Origin of the sequence: Aeromonas sp. sia0103 (genome assembly GCF_963895295.1) — a bacterium.
GTDB classification, from domain to species: Bacteria; Pseudomonadota; Gammaproteobacteria; order Enterobacterales; family Aeromonadaceae; genus Aeromonas; species Aeromonas encheleia.
This window is the reverse complement of the sequence record NZ_CAWQKG010000005.1, coordinates 38776-55943: the sequence shown is the minus strand read 5'-3', so window position 1 is coordinate 55943 and position 17168 is coordinate 38776. Positions and strand designations below refer to the sequence as shown.

The window sequence follows — 17168 nt, the reverse complement described above, 5'->3', positions numbered from 1 at the left end:
GACAGGGCGAGCCGCTTGATTCATGTTCATCCTCACACCAGGCTACGCAGGGATTCACGGATGATCGACTCAACCGACATCCCCTCCTTGGCCACCTTGCTGACAATCTGGCTCGCCTGCTGCGGCTTGTAGCCGAGTGCCACCAGGGCGCTGGCGGCCTCTTCGCTCGCATCGGGGGCGCGCAGCTGGCTCTCCTGGGCGGGCAGACTGATGGTGGCAGGCGAGAACAGATCGTGGCTGACCCAGCCCTTGAGGCGGTCCTTCATCTCCACCACCAGCCGCTCGGCGGTCTTCTTGCCCACGCCGGGCAGCTTCACCAGGGAGCTTATCTCCTCGCGCTCGACGCTCAGCACGAACTGGGTGGCGGTCATGCCGGACAGGATCGCCAGCGCCAGCTTGGGGCCGACCCCGTTGGTCTTGATCAGCTCGCGAAACAGCGCCCGCTCCTGCTTGTGGTTGAAGCCATAGAGCAGCTGGGCATCTTCACGCACCACGAAATGAGTGTGAATGGTCGCTTCCTTCCCGAGCTCGGGCAGATCATAGAAGCAGCTCATGGGCATCTGCACCTCATAGCCCACGCCACCCACCTCGAGCAACACCTCGGGGGGATTCTTCTCAATCACAATGCCTCTCACGCGACCAATCACGACATCTCTCCTCAACCAACACAGCCAGCCATAAAGTAGCGCTTAGCTTAAATAATTACTGGATAAGTATCCAGCATACTGATGACAGTGTCTGCCTCTGGCCGCCATATAAGGCCAGGATGACGACGACCCGGCCGCATTTAGTCACTTATTGAAGATAGAAAATCGCGTTAGGATATGGACCCATGTTAAAATCCGGCCCTTGAAATTTTCCAGGGTCCAGCGCCCGAACTAGCTAAGGTCTACCGCGATGCGTACCAGCCAATATCTGCTTTCCACTCTCAAGGAAACCCCCTCCGATGCGGAAGTCGTCAGCCATCAGCTGATGCTGCGCGCCGGCATGATCCGCAAACTGGCCTCCGGCATGTATGCCTGGCTGCCGTCCGGCCTGCGGGTACTGAAGAAGATCGAGAACATTGTTCGCGAAGAAATGAACAATGCTGGTGCCATCGAAGTCTCCATGCCGGTGGTGCAACCGGCCGAGCTGTGGCAGGAGTCCGGCCGCTGGGACGACTACGGCCCCGAGCTGTGCCGTCTGACCGACCGCCACAACCGTCCCTTCGTGCTGGGCCCGACCCACGAAGAGGTGATCACCTCGCTGGTCCGTTACGAAGTGAACAGCTACAAGCAGCTGCCGCTCAACCTCTACCAGATCCAGACCAAGTTCCGCGATGAGGTGCGTCCCCGTTTCGGCGTGATGCGTGGACGCGAGTTCCTGATGAAGGACGCCTACTCCTTCCATATCGACAAGGCCTCGCTGATCGAGACCTACGAGCGGATGCACGCGGCCTACTGCACCGCCTTCACCCGCATGGGGCTGAATTTCCGTCCGGTGCAGGCCGATACCGGCTCCATCGGCGGTACCGGCTCCCACGAATTCCAGGTGCTGGCCGAGAGCGGTGAAGATCTGATCGCCTTCTCCGACAGCTCCGATTACGCCGCCAACATCGAGATGGCCGAGGCGCTGGCACCGGCCGGCGTGCGCGCCGCAGCCACTGCCGCCCTGACCAAGGTGGCGACTCCGGCCGTCCACACCATAGATGAAGTGGCCTCCTTCCTGAGTGTCGCGCCGGCTGTCATCGCCAAGACCCTGCTGGTGCTGGCCGAGGCGGACGAGCACGGCCAGCAGGCGGTTATCGCGCTGGTGCTGCGTGGCGACCACGAGCTGAACGAGATCAAGGCCGAGAAGCTGCCGGGTGTCGCCAACCCGCTGACCTTCGCGAGCGACGAGCAGATCAAGGCCGCCGCCGGCTGTGATGCAGGCTCCATCGGCCCGGTCGGCTTCAATGGTCGCATCATCGCCGATCGCAGCGCCGCCCATCTCGCCGACTTTGTCTGCGGCGCCAACGAGACCGGCTTCCACCTGACCGGTGCCAACTGGGATCGCGACATCGCCACTTATGAAGTGGCCGATCTGCGCAACGTGGTGGAAGGCGACCCCAGCCCCTGCGGCCAGGGCAAGCTGCTGCTCAAGCGCGGCATCGAAGTGGGCCACATCTTCCAGCTGGGTACCAAGTACTCCGAGGCCATGAAGGCCAGCGTGCTGAACGAGGGCGGCAAGTCCGTCACCATGGAGATGGGTTGCTACGGCATCGGGGTCTCCCGCCTGGTGGCAGCCGCCATCGAGCAGAACAACGATCAGTACGGCATCATCTGGCCGGAGGCCATAGCCCCGTTCGAAGTGGCCATAGTGCCGATGAACATGCACAAGTCCGAGCGCGTCGCCGAGCAGGCGCAGCAGTTCTACGCCGAGCTGAAGGCCGCCGGTGTGGACGTGCTGTTCGATGACCGCAAGGAGCGTCCGGGCGTGATGTTCGCCGACATGGAGCTGATCGGTATCCCGCACGCCATCGTCATCGGCGATCGCGGCCTGGACAACGGTGTGGTGGAGTACAAGTGCCGCCGCTCCGGCGAGAAGCAGGAAGTGGCGATCAACGACATCGTCGCCCTGCTCAAGGGCAAGCTGGGTCGCTAATAGCGCCTGCTAACTCTGCTTTTCGTTTTCGATAAAAAGGCCCCGGGTGTGAATTGCACTCGGGGCTTTTTATATGTTGTCCGTCTCTGCTGCTCATCACAAACACAAGGCTCCAGTTGTATCGCGATATTGCGCTGTACATGAAGTAGCAGATTTCCTAGACTGAGTTCTTTATCCAGACTGCCAGAGAGATTATGCCCACCGCCTTAGCCAATACCGTTGTCGTGCTCGATTTCGAGACTACCGGGCTCTCACCAGGACAAGGTGATAGAGCGATCGAAATTGGCGCCGTCCGGATTGAAAACGGCCATATCAGTGAACGTTTTTCGGCGTTGATGAATCCCGGCTTTAACGTCAGCAGCTTTATTGAGCAATATACCGGGATCAGCAATACCATGCTGAAACAGGCGCCACCTTGCGGCGAGGTGATGGCGGACTTCGTCGAGTTTATCGGTGATGATAACCTGGTCGCCCATAATGCCTCCTTCGATAAGCGCTTTCTGGATGCTGAAATAGAGCGACTTTCGGCGCACTATCCTGGGCAGTTCGCCTGCTCCTTGCTGCTGTCGAGACGGTTATTCCCCGAAGCGCCGAACCATAAGTTGGCTACCCTGGTGCAATACCAGAGCTTACCCAATGACGGGGTATTTCACCGCGCCTTGGCCGATGCCGAAGTGACGGCGTATCTGTGGCTCGCCCTGTTAAAGGAATTAGAGTGCCGGCATGGCATTATCAACCCTGATTTTGAATTGCTGCTAACCCTTGGCAAAAAATCAAAGCATGCAGTTCAGTCCTTCCTGCAGGGATATGCGGCTAAAAAATGATAATTTCAGGTACGATTAGCTAATCTCCACCAGAAGTTAAATATGATTCTGCATGGGGCTGGATATACATTCGTTATATTCGAAACATTAAATGCTGGAGTAGTAAGTTGCGATAATGAATTATAAAAATCGGTGATTTTGTTATTTCACTCTAAACATTTATTTTTACATGTTGATAATGCCCACCTTAATTAACACATTGGATTGTCGGCCTTAAAATATATCCCTCATTACCACATCCAATTGCACAACATATTCCCCACGCCCCGCTGGCGATGCCCCAGATCATCGGCGATCGCGGCCTGGACAACGGCGTGGTGGAGTACAAATGCCGCCGCTCCGGCGAGAAGCAGGAAGTGGCGGTCGACGACATCGTCGCCCTGCTCAAGGGCAAGCCGGGTCGTTAATACCGCCGCCATGCGGCAATAAAAAAGCGCGCCAATGGCGCGCTTTTTGTTGTCTGCCTGCCGGGAAGGCGTGGCGAGGCGGGGCTTACTCGTTGCGACCGATGAAGAGATCGGTCACATGGCAGCTGCTTCTGGCTTCCAACGCATCCAACATATAGGCGGCGGCGTCTTCCGGCGTCATGAAGTTGCTCGAATCCACATGGGAGGATCCATCCCAGAACTCGCTGCGGATCCCGCTCGGATAGAGGTTCACCAGTCGCAGGGGCGAGCCCTTGAGTTCGGCTCGCAAGGACTCCAGGAAGCCTCGCATGCCCCATTTGGAGGCGCAATAGAGGCTCTCGTTGGCCTTGCCGGTCTGCGCCGCGGAGGAGAGCACGTTGGCGAGCACGCCGCCCTTGCTGCCGATGAGGCGCACCGTCTGCTGGGCCACCAGTATGGTGGAGATGAGATTGCTCTCCACCACCCGGCGCACCTGCTCGGCGGTGTAGACGCCGACCGGGCCGAATTCGCCCACGCCGGCACAATGGATCACCAGATCCGGCAAACCACCCCAGGCCACAGCAGCGGAAAACGCCATCTCCACCTCTTCGTGGTGGGCCAGATCGGCGGCGATGCCGACCACGGCGTGGCCAAGCAGCCGCTCCTGCTCCTGCAGCTTCTGATAACGGCGCCCCATCATGGAGACCCGATGACCGCGCTCAACCAGTCCGATTGTCAGCGCGCGTCCGAGGCCGGAGCCTGCGCCAGTCACTATGATGTGGCCCATTATATTGTCCTCGTCACATGCCGATGATGGAGTCCATCATCATGTCCCGTCCGATCAGAAGGTGAATTCACCACCGATGAACCAGCCGTCGATGTTCTGATCGACCTTGTCGAAGTCCATCTCGGCTTCACGCCAGCCCGCACGGATCTTGAGCGGCAGGGAGGTAAACTTGTAGGAACCACCCAGACGGTAGTCGTAGTTGTCGCCATCCTGCATGCGCAGATCGCCGAAGGCGGCAAAGCCGGTCCCCGGGATGCGCACTTCACCACCGGTGTAGGCCATCAGCACGTCTTTGTCATAGGAGTAGTGCTGGGTGTTGAAGTCACCATCGTAACGACGACCGGTCAGACCCAGATCGAGCTGGAACATGTCGTTGTTCATCAGGCGGTAGTAGAGGCTCAGATCATAGGCCAGCAGATCGTTGTTGAATGCGCCGCCGCTGGTGCTGAAATCGGTCATCTCGAGCTTGGCATTGGGCAGCAAGATGATGCCGTGCTCCAGTTGCAGGTAGCCGCTCCAGTTGTAGTTGTCGTCATAGCTGCCATCGGCATCGACACCGCTGACCTGGCCGCTCCCCTGGGAGTTCCACATGTCGGCGCCAACCGCAAAACGCCAGTCATCGGCGGCCATGGCTGCATGGCTGAACAGGGCCAGCATGCTGCCGGCAATCAAAGTCTTTTTCATCATATCGCTCCCTAATGGACTGGAAAGGCCATCATTTTACCCAGTGTTTCGGGAATACCTAGAGTAAAAAGCTGAACACGCGTCCATTAATGTCAGTGCTGCATGCCTTTCGTCGGCTCAACCGGCTTCACCGGCAGGCTCAGAGTGAGGCTCTGGCCATCGTCCAGCGTCAGGGTCAGGGGGACAGGGACGGCCTGCGAGAGGTCGTGCACCTCGAACAGCATGATGTGGAAACTGCCGGGTTTGAGGGCAACCTCGCCCTTGGCCGGGATCTGGATACCATCGACCTGGCGCATCTTCATCACCCCGTTTTCGTGCAGATGGGTGTGCAGCTCGGCCCGTGCGGCCTCGGGAGAGGAGACGGCGGTCAGGGTCACCGGCTGGTCACCATCATTCTTGAGTACCATGAAGGCGGCGGTGTTAGGTGAGCCGGGGGGCAGCAGGCGCACATAGCCATCGACGGCCTCGACCTTGGCCAGGGCGGGGGCCGCCAGACACAGGGTCAGGATGGTGTAGAACGCACGTTTAAACATGGTTGAAATCCTTTTATGATGTTGTCAAACGAAGCGAAGCTTACCCTCAAGAGAGGGCTTTGACAGCCCCCGACAACAAGGATTCAGACATGGCCCTCACAATTCTGGCCGAGCAGCAGGATGGCTTGCTCATCCTGACCCTCAACCGGCCGGACAAGCGCAATGCCCTCAACACCGAGATGTATCTGGCCCTCACCCAGGCGCTGCAGCAGGCGGCACTGGATGAGCGGGTCCATGTGCTGCTGTTGCAGGGGCAGCAGGATTGCTTCACCGCCGGCAACGATCTCGCCGACTTCGTCGGCAAGTCGGCCCTGGCGGTGGACGACCCCATACTGCAATTCCTGCACACCCTGGTGGATTTCCCCAAGCCCGTCATCGCCGCCGTCGCCGGCCCGGCGGTCGGCATAGGCACCACCCTGCTGCTGCACTGCGATCTGGTCTATCTGGCACAGAATGCCCGTTTGCAGCTGCCGTTCGTCGAGCTGGGGCTGGTACCGGAGTTTGCCTCCAGCCTGCTGCTGCCCCGGGCCGTCGGCCACCTGAAGGCGGCCGAGCTGTTGCTGCTGGCGGAGGCTATCGATGCCGCGGAGGCACTGCGGCTCGGGCTGGCCAACCGGGTGCTGGCGATGGATGAACTGCTCCCCTTTGCCAGAGCACAAGGGCTGAAGCTGGCGGCCAAGCCGCCGAAGGCGCTACAGAAGAGCAAGGCCCTGCTCAGGCAGGAGCTCAAGCAGGCGGTGCATTTCGTCATCGATCTGGAGGCCCGCGCCTTCTCCTTCGCCCTGCAGGGGGAAGAGGCCCAGGAACGCATCGCCCACAAGCTCAGGCGCACAGCCGCTAGTTGAGGCGGAAGCGGCCGATCAGCTCGCAGCCCTGCACCTTGTCCTGCAGCTGGATCAGCCTGGCGATCTCGGGATTGGGGTGGCGCTTGAGGAAGGAGAGCAGGGCGGCGCGACAGCAGCCCAGCTCGCTGATCAGGCTCTCGCACTCGCGGTTGGGACATTGCGGCACCAGGGCGGTGACCAGTTCGGAGGCGAGCTTGAGGTAACGCAGCTCGTAGGCGGGCTCTTCCATGGCGCGCCAGAAATCGGCCAGCCGGTGACAGGTGGCGACCCGCATGCTGGCCAGTTCGTCCAGATCGCCGGACGCCAGCTCATACACCTCGCCAAGGGCCTGCTGATAGAGGCAGATGGCCGCCCCCAACGCCCCCTTGCCGAGGGCATTCTCCGCCTCCAGCATGTAACGCTGCCAGTTGTGATTCGTCATCTTCCTCTCCTCTACCGACATGAGTGGAGCCTGTATCATGGCCAATTGAGAATAAATATCAACCAGACCCTTTGTGCAGGTTTTGACCACTTCTTCCCCGTCGACTTGGCATCGCCCTCCCCATCCCTTACCATCTGGCCTCTTTTGTCGGGAGCCCCTTCCTCATGCAAAAACCCCGTTCACCCCAGGCGCTGGGCTGCTCCACCCTGTGCGTGCCCCGCCTGCTGGTCTGGATCTATTAGCTGCGCCGACTCGCGCATCCAATCCCGATCCATTCAACGAGGAACACAGCAATGACCATCTGCCAACACTGGTCGCAGGTCGAATACCTGCATCTGACGGTGACCAATCCCAACATCTGCCTCAAGGGGCGACACAGCTACTACTCGGGAGCCTGGGACGGCCCCTTCGAAGAGGAAGTCGTGCGCTACCTGCACGGCGACCGCTGGAGCCGCTCGGCCGACACCGGCTGGGAGCCGATCTGGCACATAGACCGGCTCCATCTAGGCGACTATGTGCAGATAGCGGCCGGGGTGAAGATCATCATGGGCGGCAACCACACCCACAACCCGGCCTTCATCAGCACCTATCCCTTCGCCACCCCGGAGGCCCTGCAACGCAGCTATAGGCCTGCCGGCGATACCCGCATCGGCAATGACGTCTGGATCGGCATGGAAGCCATGATCATGCCGGGCGTCACCATAGGGAATGGCGCCATCATCGCCGCCCGCAGCCTGGTCACCCGGGATGTGCCGCCCTATTGCGTGGTGGCCGGCTCCCCCGCCAGAGTGATCCGCCAGCGCTTCCCCCAGGACGAGATAACCCGGCTGCTGGCGCTGGCCTGGTGGGATTGGCCGGATGAGCAGGTGCAGGCCCTGCTGCCGCTGATCCAGCAAGGAGAGGTGGCGCTGCTGGAACAAGCCGCCGCCCGCTGGCAAGGCGTCAGCCAGGGAGAATAAATGCGGGGCGCCCAGGTGCCCCGCATCAGTCCCATTCTTGCCCCTGATTCAGCTGCCACTGCGCGGCGGGTTGAGACGGCACTGCTTGCCGGGATAGCCCGGCAAGCCCTTGGCCTTGTCATTGCACGCCAGCCGCTTGGCCTGGGCGAGGCGATCCGCCAGGTTGGCGGCATTGACCGGCAGCCAGTCCATCTGCTGGCCGAGCCAGCTGGCCCAGGCAAACTCGACGAAGTAGACCTGATCCTTCTTGCTGAAATAGCCCGCATCCTGCAGCAGGCCCGCCAGGGTACGGTAGGGGTAATCCGGCAGCTCGCCGATGTGCCTCGGCAACTGCTGCGGGGTCAGCGGCTGGCCTTGCTCATCCTTCAGCCAGGCCCAGTGGTGATTCTGCATCTGGCTCCAGAAGCTGGCCTTGTCCTGCAGCCGGGCGATCACCTTGACCCGCGCCCGCTTCACCCCCTGCTGCCACAGCGCCTTGGTCAGGTGGTGTCTGTCCACCAGCCAGTAGCCGCCATCCGGGGCGATGACGACGGGGATCTCCTTCTTCTTCATCAGCTTGTCGAGCTGCTCTGCACTCTTGTCGGCCAGCTCGGCCTGGGTGCTGTCGACCTGGATCTGGCCCACACCACCCTGGGTCGGGTGCAACTGATCCAGACTGACCTCGCACCAGCTGCCCACCTGGCTGGTGCGCTCGCAGGGCGCCAGCGCCCAGGCACCCTGGCTCAGTAGGCAAGCCAGCAACATCCATGCTCTCATCGTTCACTCCTCTTCCCGCGCGCGGCGCGGGGACAAATAAGGCGCCATGAGGCCCCGGATATCAGGGGACTCAGGCTGGCGGTCTGACCAGCAAAGGGGATATCATAATTTCCCATCTGGCGGCGATCATTTCTCGCCGAGTTTTCTCCCCGCTTCACACAATTTGAAGGATCAACCATGAAAGGATGGAGTCCCCTGCTGGCCCTGCTTGGCGCCGCCTGTGTCCAGGCCGCCGATGTTCCCCCCGGTACCCAACTCGCCGCTGAGCAGGCGGTCGTGCGTCATCTCAAGGACGAGCCGACCAGCCTGAGCCCACTCAAACTGGTCGGGCTGCCCGAGCTGCAGGTGCTGCGGGATCTCTACGAGGGGTTGCTGACCCAGGGGCCGGATGGCAAGGTATTGCCCGGGGTCGCCGAACGCTGGGAGAGTGAGGATAACCAGCAGTTTACGTTCCATCTGCGGCCGGATGCGCGCTGGTCCAACGGGGATCCGGTGCGGGCCGCCGACTTCGTCTACGGCTGGCGCAAGCTGGTGGATCCCAAAGAGGCCGCCACCTTCGCCTGGTTCGCCCAGCTGGCCCACTTCACCAACGTGGACGAGATAGTGGCGGGCAAGTTGGCTCCCGAGGAGCTCGGGGTGGAGGCGCTCGACGACCACACCCTGAGGGTCAGGCTCTCCCAGCCGGTGCCCTACTTCCTGAGCCTGCTGACCCACCCCAGCCTGTCGCCGCTGCATCGCGCCAGCATGGAGCAATATGGCACCAAGTGGACCCAGCCGGGCAAGCTGGTCGGCAACGGTGCCTTCGTGCTGAGTCACCGGGTGGTGAACGAGAAGCTGGAGCTGACCCCGAACCCCTACTACTGGGATCGCGCCCACACAGTGCTGACCAGGGTTACCTTCGTGCCCATCAACCAGGAGAGCGCCGCCACCAAGCGCTACCTGGCAGGCGATCTGCAGATCACCGAATCCTTCCCCAAGGAGCTGTACCAGAAGCTGATGAAGCAGATCCCGGGGGAGGTCTATACCCCGGAGCAGCTCGGCACTTACTACTACGCCTTCAACACCCAGCAGGCACCGCTGAACGATGTGCGGGTGCGCAAGGCGCTCTCCTACAGCATCGATCGGGGGCTGATCGCCAACAAGGTGCTGGGCACCGGCGAAAAACCGGCCTATCACTTCACCCCGGACGTGACCGCAGGCTTTGAGCCCGCCGCCAACCTGCTCTCCAGCAGCAGCCAGCGCGAGCTGGACGAGAAGGCCAGGGCCTTGCTGAAAGAGGCGGGCTACGGCCCGACCAAGCCACTCAAGCTGACCCTGCTCTACAACACGGCGGAGATCCACAAGAAGATGGCGCTGGCCATCGCCAGCCTGTGGAAGCAGAAGCTGGGGGCCCAGGTCGAGCTCACCAATCAGGAGTGGAAGACCTATCTCGACAGCCGCCAGAGCGGCCAGTTCGAGGTGATCCGCTCCTCCTGGGTGGCCGATTACAACGATCCTTCCGCCTTCCTCGGCCTGTGGGGCTCCCACCACAGCGGCAACATGGCCCGCTTCGCCAATGCCCGCTACGACGAGCTGCTGGCCCTGGCAGCCAGGAGCCAGGATGAGCGCGAGCGGGCCCGGCTGTTCGACGAGGCCGAGACCATACTGCTGGATGAGGCGCCGATCGCCCCCATCTACCAGTACACCAATGCCCGGCTGATCAAGCCCTGGCTCAAGGGCTACCCCATCAACAATCCGGAAGACGTGGCCTACAGCCGCCAGCTCTACCTCATCAAGCACTGATACGGAACGGGGCCAGCCCGACTGGCCCCATTTCGGCATTGTCCCAATCCCCGCTCTCGGCATAAAATGCCGCCCTCCTGACTCCAGCCGACCACCAGTCCCCATCCGCTATGCGTGTTCTCCTCCTTATTGCCCTGTGCGGCGCCCTGCCCGTCCAGGCGGCCAATGAAGCCGAATGTCGACAGGCCTTCACCGAATGGATGCTGGATCAGCAACAGCAGTTCAGCGATCGCAAGGCCAGCAAGATGGCGCGGCGCAAGGCCGAGCGTGCCATCGATCAGGTGCGCGAGGAGTTCGCCAAGCGGGAGAGCTTCTGCCAGGCCATGGCCTGGGTCGCCCGCGATCAGGACAGGGATCCCCGTTTCAACCCGAGGGCCGGCGAGATCCACGACTTCAGCCAGGTGCGCTAAGCCCCGGCCCGCGACCAGTTCCCTCCGTCGCGACAGCGACAGCCCGCCCTCGCTCGCTGGCATTCCCTTTTTGCCGCCGAGCCACTGCCTGAGCAGGCACCCAACGGCGCGTCCATGATCCCCCTGCGCCGTTCACCTCCCTAACAGCCGGACTCGACCACACCGCTCCTCCCCGCACCATTCACTCCCCTCCATAAATTCCACTCTACCCATATGGGGCCTTTCATTTACTTGTAACAAAAATGTAAATGAAATGACCTCTATGCCCGCCATAACAGTCAGTTTCCACCGTGCCTCAACCAAAAGGACTTCATGATGCACAAGACCCTGAGTTACTCCGCCCTGCTGCTGGCCTGCCAGCTGCCGTTGCAGGCGCTGGCCGATACCGACGTCTACCTCACCAACAACGGCCCCGAGCCCTTGCAGCTGGAGATCCGCCAGAGCGGCAGCGGCCAGTTGCAACCGGGCAGCCAGTGGACTCAGCACAGGACAGAGCTGGGCCCCTGGGAGAGCGCCATGGTGCTCAGCTTCAATCGCTACGAGGGGGTGAAGGCGGGCAAAAACTATCTGTTCGAGACCCGCGTCACCACCGCCGGCGGCGACACCTATCGCCTCAACCAGCTGATGGAGGGCACCTGGTGGAATACCACCTTGCAGCACGGCGGCGAGACGCCGACCGCCAGCTCCGGCTGGCAGAGCGATCGCGCCCTGCATCGCACCGCGGGCCCGCAGGAGCTGGCCTTCGCCGCCAAGTACACCGGCCGTTACGACGATCTGCACTATATGCTGACGCCTGCCCGGCAAGAGGAGCAGCCGGAGCCGGCGGAGGACAAGCTCAAGGTGGCCAGCTACAACGTCTGGGCCCTGCCGGTGATCGCCTCCAGCATAGGCGAGCGGCTGACCCTGCTGCCCGGCTATCTCAAGGGCTATGACGCCCTGCTGCTGCAGGAGGTGTTCGATGGCAGGCGCGAGGGCTTCCTGCAGGCGCTGGCGAAGGAGTATCCCTACCAGACCAAGGTGCTCGACAAGCCGGGGATCAACATCCACGACGGCGGCGTGGTGATCGTCAGCCGCTATCCCATAGTGCGCGAGGCCCAACTGGTCTACCCCCAATGCACCGGCACCGACTGCTTCGCCGACAAGGGGGTGATGTACGCCGAGGTGATCAAGGGCGGCAAGGCCTGGCACCTGTTCGCCACCCACACCGCCAGCTTCGACACCGACGAGGCGAGGCGACTGCGTCAGATCCAGTTCGGCCAGATCCGCAGCCTGGCCGCCAGCCTCAAGATCCCGGCCACGGACACCGTCATCTACGGCGGCGACTTCAACGTCAACAAGCGCAAGTTCGCCGACGACTACGCCAACATGCTGGCCAATCTGAACGCCCATGCCCCCGCCTATGGCGGTTACACCGAGGCCACCTTCGATCCCAGGCTCAACCCCTACGCCGGCGGGCCCCTCTCCGGCGGTGCCAACGTCGAGTACCTGGACTATCTGCTGGTGAGCCGGGAGTACGGCGCCGCCAGCCACAACCTCAACAGCGTCTGGATCCCGCGCAGCAGCGATGGCAGCCTCTGGCCCGCCAGCAACCTCTCCGATCACTTCCCGGTCAAGGGAGAGATAGCCCGATGAAACGCCGCCACGGGATCCTGGCGCTGGCGGTCCTCTCGCTGTTGCTGCTCACTATCGGCCGGCAGGATGAGTCCGGCTCGGCGGCGGCCGCCTCCCAAGCAGGGACGCCGCCGGCGAGTGCCAGCCCGCCGCAGCCAGCTCAGACGGGGGTCGCCGCACATGACGTCACCGCGGCCGCTGGCGCCACCAAGGCTCCCCAGAGCTGGCGCGCCATGCCGGAGGGGATGAGCCAGCAGCTCGCCGGCGACATCGCCGACAGCGACCAGCCACTGGCCGAGCGGTTGGCCAATCTGGCCGGCGTGGAGTCGCAGTGGCTGAGCGAGGGGGAGAGCCTGACCCTGTTGCAGGGGCGCTACGCCGAGGCGCTGGCGCAGCTGGCCAGCGATGGCGAACAGCTGACCCTGGCCGAGCGGCTGGCCGCCCTGACCCGGCTGCAGGACGAGTGGGCGGCGCAATACCCGGATCTGGCGGCTGATCTGTTCAACCCGGATGCCCGCCTGCAGCAGGCACGTCAGCTGTGGGGGGATGAGGAGCTGGAGACCCTGGCGCGCCACTTCCTGCCTGCCGGGCGGGCCGAGGCCAGCCTGGCCTTCGCCGGGGCGCGTCAGCAGCAGCTGGATCAACGCAGCCGCTATCAGCTGCAGCTGGCCGAGCTGGAACAGCAACTCGCGGCCAGTCAGGGGGCCATGGACGACGAGCGCTGGCAGCAGCACAGGGAGCAGGTGCTTGGCCAGTTCAGGCGCGACTTCTTCGTCCAGGAGCAGGGCAGGCCCCGAACGGATTGACGCCAGGCTGACATCACGCTCCGGCACGCAGCAGACACGAAAAAGGGCCCGCTATGGGCCCTTTTCTTGCTCAATCGCCTCAGGCCAGCGGGTAGCTGGCCGCCAGCCCGTTCTCGCAATGCCAGTTGGCCCACAGCTTGTCATCGCTGCCCATCTGCAGGGTGGCGAAGTTGCGGGTGCGCAGGTAGAGGGTGGCGCCGAACGGCTTGATCAGCTCGGTGCGGATCAGCCGGCTCTCGTCGAGATACTCGGGCTCGTCGTTGGTCATGGCGAGGATCCCCATCCACTGGAACTGGGTCGGGCAGGGATGCACTATGCCGGAGGAGACCAGCTGATGCACATTCATCACCCCCTTGCCCACCCGCCTGTCCTGAATGACCCCGAGGCAACCCACGTGCACATCCCCCGACAGGATCAGGGTTCTGGAAGCCCCCTTGTTGGCCTTGCGCCGCTGCTGGGCGTTGTCCAGCAGCCGCATGATGAGGCGGGCCCGCTCTCCCTCGTGCGCCTTGGCGCGCCAGTGATCCTTGAGATCGTCGGTCAGCTCCTCCTCCCAGGGGGTGGCATCCAGCGCCGCCTCGGTGAAGGCGAAGTCCCGATAGACCACCGGCACCCCCGCCATCACCAGCAGGTGCCCCTCGCTGCAAGCGGCCAGCGCTGTATTGACCTGATCCCACTGCCCCCGGCTCATCACCTGGCTCTGGCTGCGGGTCGCCCTGTTGTCCAGCGCCAGGATCTGATAGCCCCTAAAGGTCAGCCGCCAGGAGTGGTGACTCAGGTTCGCCGGATCCAGCAAGGATCCATTGGCGCCGGAGCGCAGCTGGAACAGCCGGAAATACTTGGCGGCGGCGGCATAGATGGCCTGATAGACCTCGCAGCCCTGCAAGTCGGCGGGGTAGCTGCCCCAGCCATCGAAGATGTCGTGATCGTCCCACATCATGGCATTGGGCACCCGGGCCAGCATGCGCGCCACCTCGGGGCGGCCCCACTGCTTGCAGTAGAGCTCGCAATAGAAACGATCGAGCTGCTCCTCCATGGTGCGGGTCGCCTTGCGTTTGACCTTCTCGGCCCGGTCCAGCTCGTTCCAGGCCTTCAGGGTCGGCACCGTGGTCCAGAGAGAATCGGCATAGACCTGATCCCCGCCCATCAGCAGCAGGGAGAAGGGATGCGCCTGGTGTTCGGCGGCAAGCTTGTCCCACATGGCGTAGGGCTGGGGGGTGGAGGTGAGCAGCTTGAAGTCGGAGAAACCGTTGCAGGAGGCATAGCCAATCAGCACCTGATCTTTCAGGCCCGGCAGATGAAACTGCCACTGCTCAGCCCCGGCCAGATCCTGGGCGGGCACCCCATCCAGCAGGATCTCGTAGCCGATGGTGCCGGTCTTGGCCTTGGCGGGCGCCGACCAGAGCGCTCGCCAGAAGCCGCCTTTGGGGGTATCCGCCTGCTTGCTGGCGGCCAGCAGCTTGCCATTGACTCTGACGTCAGCCGCCTTGCAGTCCGCTCCCGCCAGAAAACAGATGCTGTATTGTGTGTCCGATTCGAGCCCCAGCAGGGGGCCCATTACCAAAGTCGTCATCGCTTATCCCTCCATGATTTCACCCATGCAGCATAGCGAAACAGGCGTCCTTTGATACTGACCAGCTGGGAGGCGCGCTATCTCAGGCGGTAGCGAGCGGCATCACGCCTTGCCCTTGAACTGCTTGACGCTGCGCTTGTTGGCGGTGCGGCGATTCGCCTGCTTGTCTCTGGGGGCGCGCTTGCCCTCCCCGCTCGCGGGCTGGTCGGTCACCGGGAAGCCGGTCAGTTCGGCCAGCGCCAGCTCACGGCCGGTCAGGGTGCGGATGGCGGCGAGGGTCTCGGTCTCGCCGTGGCAGACCAGGGACATGGCGAGCCCCTTGCGCCCGGCGCGGGCGGTGCGGCCGATGCGATGCACATAGACGGGGGCGCTGGCGGGCAGGTCCAGGTTGATCACCACGGGCAGCGCCTCCACATGGATGCCGCGCGCCATCAGATCCGTGGCCACCAGCACCCGCACCTTGCCCGCCTTGAAGTCGGCAAGCGCCTGCTCCCGCACAGCCTGATCCTTGTCGCCATGCAGGGCCGCCACCGCTATACCCGCCTTGGCGAGCTTCCTGGCCACGCCGTCGGCATCGTCCCGCGCGCTGATAAACACCAGTACCTGAGGCCAATCCTGCTCCTTGAGCAAGCCGATCAGCGCCGGCACCTTGCCGCTCTTGTTGACCAGATAGAGCCGCTCCTCGATCTCGCTCACCAGGCCGTTGAGCGGATCCGCCTCGATGCGCACCGGGTTCGTCAGCAGACCGGTGGCCAGGCTCTCCAGCTCGGTTGGCAGGGTGGCGGAGAACAGCAGGTTTTGCCGCTGCGCAGGCATGGCGTTCATCAGCCACTGGATATCGGGCCAGAAGCCCATCTCCAGCAGGCGATCCGCCTCATCCAGCACCAGCGCGCGCAGGTTGCTCAACCCCAGCAAGCGCTGGGCCAGCAAGTCGCGCAGCCGCCCCGGGGTCGCCACCAGCAGTTGCGGCCCCAGCGCCAGCTCGGCCTGTTGCTGCTCCTGCGCCACCCCGCCACACAGGGTCAGGACACGCAGCCCCAGCGCCTCGGCACCGCCCTGCAGCGCGGCGCTCACCTGGGTGGCCAGCTCGCGGGTCGGCACCAACACCAGTCCCTGCACCCGATCGGAGGCCGGATCCAGCCGTTGCAGCAACGGCAGGCCGAACGCCAGGGTCTTGCCGCTGCCGGTCTGGGCCAGCGCCAGCAGATCCTGACCAGCCAATGCAACTGGTATTGCAAGCTGCTGGATGCGGGTCGGGGTATGCAAGTCGGCCGGCAGGGCGGCCAGCAGGGCGGGAGCTAGGGCGAGTTCGTTAAAGGTCATGGGCTAGGCAGGCATCGGCTGAATAAGAAGTGGGAGGCGAAGTCTAGCCAGACTGCCCTGATAAGTAAAAGGATGGTGCCGACTCCGGCGCCGCCAGGGGTCGTGGGGGCTGGATAAAGAAATGGGGGCTAACTCCCCGCGCCAGAAATAAAAACGGCCTGCGCCTGTGATGAAACAGGGCAGGCCGTCGGGCAATCAGGCTAACGAGATTACAGCACGGCCAGGGCGGCGGCGTAGTTCGGCTCGTCGGCGACTTCGGCTACCAGCTCGCTGTGCAGCACCTTGTTGTGCTCGTCCAGCACGACGATGGCACGGGCGGCCAGGCCAACCAGCGGACCGGAGGAGAAGGCCACGCCGTAATCCTGCAGGAAGGAGACGCCACGCATGGTGGACAGGCTCACGACCTTGTCCAGGCCTTCGGCGCCGCAGAAGCGGGACTGGGCGAACGGCAGATCGGCGGAGATGCACAGCACAACGGCGTTGTTCAGGGCACTGGCCTGCTCGTTGAACTTGCGCACCGAGGTGGCGCAGGTCGGCGTATCGACGCTCGGGAAGATGTTCAGGATCTTGCGCTGACCGGCGTAGTTCGCCAGGGTCACATCGGACAAGTCTTTGGCAACCAGGGAGAAGGCCTTGGCCTGCTCACCGGCGACGGGGAGGTGACCGGAAACGGAGACGGGGTTGCCTTGCAGGGTGACGGTATTGCTCATGTTGTGTCCTCTAATTATCTAAGGGGGATCCAGGCTCCCAGTATAGGCCCAGCCGGACGGGACAAACACCCGCCAATAAGAGGGATATGTCCCGTTCGGCTCAAGTCGACTTACCCTCACCACAATAAGAGCGGGA

Annotated in this window: 17 protein-coding genes and 1 pseudogene; 9 read left to right on the top strand and 9 right to left on the bottom strand. The window is 62.9% G+C overall.

Translation table 11 applies throughout. The features are described 5' to 3' along the window. Positions 1 to 32 precede the first annotated feature (32 nt). The gene (gene ruvA / locus AACW18_RS01935; protein ID WP_042653365.1) at positions 33 to 647 is read right to left on the bottom strand and encodes a Holliday junction branch migration protein RuvA; all 615 of its coding nucleotides are present in this window, start codon (positions 645 to 647) and stop codon (positions 33 to 35) included. 250 nt (positions 648 to 897) lie between these two features. On the opposite strand from ruvA, the gene AACW18_RS01930 reads away from it, so the two are divergent. From AACW18_RS01930 to AACW18_RS01920, 3 genes and pseudogenes are all read left to right on the top strand, one after another. Continuing rightward, entirely contained in the window at positions 898 to 2622 is a 1725-nt protein-coding gene (locus AACW18_RS01930) for a proline--tRNA ligase (protein ID WP_218390008.1), read from the top strand. A 194-nt stretch (positions 2623 to 2816) separates the two neighbouring features. Continuing rightward, positions 2817 to 3446, top strand: a complete 630-nt coding sequence (locus AACW18_RS01925; RefSeq protein WP_218390007.1) for a 3'-5' exonuclease — start codon at positions 2817 to 2819, stop codon at positions 3444 to 3446. Positions 3447 to 3700: 254 nt separating this feature from the next. Further along, positions 3701 to 3853, top strand: a pseudogene (locus tag AACW18_RS01920) (His/Gly/Thr/Pro-type tRNA ligase C-terminal domain-containing protein); the annotation flags it as partial. An 85-nt stretch (positions 3854 to 3938) separates the two neighbouring features. Here AACW18_RS01920 and AACW18_RS01915 read toward each other — a convergent pair. From AACW18_RS01915 to AACW18_RS01905, 3 genes are all read right to left on the bottom strand, one after another. After that, complete coding sequence (locus AACW18_RS01915; protein ID WP_042653362.1) at positions 3939 to 4619, bottom strand: SDR family oxidoreductase; 681 nt, start codon at positions 4617 to 4619, stop codon at positions 3939 to 3941. A 54-nt stretch (positions 4620 to 4673) separates the two neighbouring features. Next, positions 4674 to 5303 carry a TIGR04219 family outer membrane beta-barrel protein gene (locus AACW18_RS01910; protein WP_042653378.1) on the bottom strand — a complete coding sequence of 210 codons (630 nt, stop codon included), beginning with the start codon at positions 5301 to 5303 and terminating at the stop codon, positions 4674 to 4676. 92 nt (positions 5304 to 5395) lie between these two features. Then, positions 5396 to 5836, bottom strand: a complete 441-nt coding sequence (locus AACW18_RS01905; RefSeq protein WP_218390006.1) for a copper chaperone PCu(A)C — start codon at positions 5834 to 5836, stop codon at positions 5396 to 5398. 89 nt (positions 5837 to 5925) lie between these two features. Here AACW18_RS01905 and AACW18_RS01900 point away from each other — a divergent pair, with 89 nt between their 5' ends. After that, positions 5926 to 6681 carry an enoyl-CoA hydratase-related protein gene (locus AACW18_RS01900; protein ID WP_218390005.1) on the top strand — a complete coding sequence of 252 codons (756 nt, stop codon included), beginning with the start codon at positions 5926 to 5928 and terminating at the stop codon, positions 6679 to 6681. On the opposite strand, the gene AACW18_RS01895 is transcribed toward AACW18_RS01900, so the two are convergent. After that, positions 6674 to 7102 (bottom strand): DUF2753 family protein, encoded by a 429-nt coding sequence (locus AACW18_RS01895; protein WP_218330101.1) that lies wholly within the window; start codon positions 7100 to 7102, stop codon positions 6674 to 6676. The genes AACW18_RS01900 and AACW18_RS01895 overlap by 8 nt on opposite strands. Before the next feature lie 293 nt (positions 7103 to 7395). Here AACW18_RS01895 and AACW18_RS01890 point away from each other — a divergent pair, with 293 nt between their 5' ends. After that, positions 7396 to 8061, top strand: coding sequence for a CatB-related O-acetyltransferase (locus AACW18_RS01890; RefSeq protein WP_218390004.1), 666 nt, complete (start codon positions 7396 to 7398; stop codon positions 8059 to 8061). A 48-nt stretch (positions 8062 to 8109) separates the two neighbouring features. Here AACW18_RS01890 and AACW18_RS01885 read toward each other — a convergent pair whose 3' ends face one another. Then, complete coding sequence (locus AACW18_RS01885; RefSeq protein ID WP_218390003.1) at positions 8110 to 8817, bottom strand: ParB-like protein; 708 nt, start codon at positions 8815 to 8817, stop codon at positions 8110 to 8112. A 177-nt stretch (positions 8818 to 8994) separates the two neighbouring features. Between AACW18_RS01885 and AACW18_RS01880 the strand changes: the two genes are divergently transcribed. The 4 genes from AACW18_RS01880 (at position 8995) to AACW18_RS01865 (ending at position 13426) form a co-directional block, all read left to right on the top strand. Beyond that, positions 8995 to 10599, top strand: a complete 1605-nt coding sequence (locus AACW18_RS01880) for a peptide ABC transporter substrate-binding protein (protein WP_218390002.1) — start codon at positions 8995 to 8997, stop codon at positions 10597 to 10599. A 110-nt stretch (positions 10600 to 10709) separates the two neighbouring features. Next, positions 10710 to 11009 (top strand): hypothetical protein, encoded by a 300-nt coding sequence (locus AACW18_RS01875; protein WP_218390001.1) that lies wholly within the window; start codon positions 10710 to 10712, stop codon positions 11007 to 11009. 315 nt (positions 11010 to 11324) lie between these two features. After that, positions 11325 to 12641, top strand: a complete 1317-nt coding sequence (locus AACW18_RS01870) for a sphingomyelin phosphodiesterase (protein ID WP_218390000.1) — start codon at positions 11325 to 11327, stop codon at positions 12639 to 12641. Further along, on the top strand, positions 12638 to 13426 hold the full coding sequence (locus tag AACW18_RS01865; RefSeq protein WP_218389999.1) for a hypothetical protein: 789 nt from the start codon (positions 12638 to 12640) through the stop codon (positions 13424 to 13426). The genes AACW18_RS01870 and AACW18_RS01865 overlap by 4 nt, the downstream gene beginning before the upstream one ends. A gap of 79 nt (positions 13427 to 13505) precedes the next feature. Here the strand turns inward: AACW18_RS01865 and AACW18_RS01860 are convergent, their stop codons facing one another. The 3 genes from AACW18_RS01860 to tpx all read right to left on the bottom strand — a co-directional run bounded on the left by AACW18_RS01860 (position 13506) and on the right by tpx (position 17032). Next, on the bottom strand, positions 13506 to 14999 hold the full coding sequence (locus tag AACW18_RS01860; RefSeq protein WP_218389998.1) for an alkaline phosphatase D family protein: 1494 nt from the start codon (positions 14997 to 14999) through the stop codon (positions 13506 to 13508). 102 nt (positions 15000 to 15101) lie between these two features. After that, the gene (locus AACW18_RS01855) at positions 15102 to 16322 is read right to left on the bottom strand and encodes a DEAD/DEAH box helicase (protein ID WP_218330107.1); all 1221 of its coding nucleotides are present in this window, start codon (positions 16320 to 16322) and stop codon (positions 15102 to 15104) included. 209 nt (positions 16323 to 16531) lie between these two features. Then, a complete protein-coding gene (gene tpx, locus AACW18_RS01850) occupies positions 16532 to 17032 on the bottom strand; it encodes a thiol peroxidase (RefSeq protein WP_218292403.1) in 501 nt (166 codons plus the stop codon). Positions 17033 to 17168 lie beyond the last annotated feature (136 nt).